The sequence below is a fragment of the Amycolatopsis vastitatis genome (assembly GCF_002234595.1).
Taxonomy (GTDB): Bacteria; Actinomycetota; Actinomycetes; order Mycobacteriales; family Pseudonocardiaceae; genus Amycolatopsis; species Amycolatopsis vastitatis.
Window position 1 is genome coordinate 1 of sequence record NZ_NMUL01000111.1, and the last position, 810, is coordinate 810.

The 810-nt window shown below is 67.4% G+C and carries 2 protein-coding genes; both read left to right on the top strand.

Annotated features, from left to right (window positions below):
* Window positions 1–106: ANTAR domain-containing protein (locus CF165_RS54030; protein ID WP_143268972.1), on the top strand; the 106-nt coding region annotated here is incomplete at its 5' end.
* Between the two features lie 246 nt (window positions 107–352).
* Window positions 353–508, top strand: coding sequence for an endonuclease domain-containing protein (locus CF165_RS54035; RefSeq protein WP_369126881.1), 156 nt, complete (start codon window positions 353–355; stop codon window positions 506–508).
* Window positions 509–810 lie beyond the last annotated feature (302 nt).

The window sequence follows — 810 nt, forward strand, 5'->3', positions numbered from 1 at the left end:
ACCTGATGAGGCGTTCGACCTGCTGCGTGCGGTGTCCCAGACGAGCAATACGAAACTGCGTGAGGTCGCGCGAGCGCTCGTCGACGGCACTGCGGCTCGCGGCTGAGCGGCATCATCGGGTCACTGCGGTCAGGTCGACGCCGGCCCTCGACGCCGGCCCTCGACGCCGGCCCTCGACGCCGGCCCTCGACGCCGGCCCTCGACGCCGGCCCGGGTCGGTGCGCGTGCGCAGCGGCAGGTGCGGCGTCGAACACGTCGTTCGCTGTCACCAGCGTCGCCCCTTCTCTGCCCAGTAGCTCCACGTTGACAGAGCGTGATAGTGATCACTTACCCCTGACTGGGCGAAAGTCGTATCGAACGGGCCGAGGGTTACCACCTCGGAGTCACCGGATCCCAGTATCGGCTGATTGGGGCGTGTGGCTCGACCTGTATGACGTGCCCGGCTCCGGCCGATCGCGTCGATCACGACCACCAGACCGGTCTTGTTCGAGGTCTACTCGGCAATTGATGCAACGGCGGGTAGACCGCTGCCTGCACAAGAACGGCGGCGCGTTCGCCGAGTACCTCACAGCTCCTGCTCTGGGCGTGCCGCGGATCCGGTACCCGAACCGCGCCGGCGTCCTCGCGCTCCGGCACTTGATTCGGCTGGCGCCAAGCGCGTGGTAAGGAGATTGCCCTTCACCTATCACCTCGCCTGTGGCCACGAGCGGCTCTGTCCGGAACCCGAGCAGGTCACAGCCTGATCACCACCGTCCATCCAGACGGACAGGCCGTGGTAGACGAGCCCCGGTAGCCCGTGGCAAGCTGGCG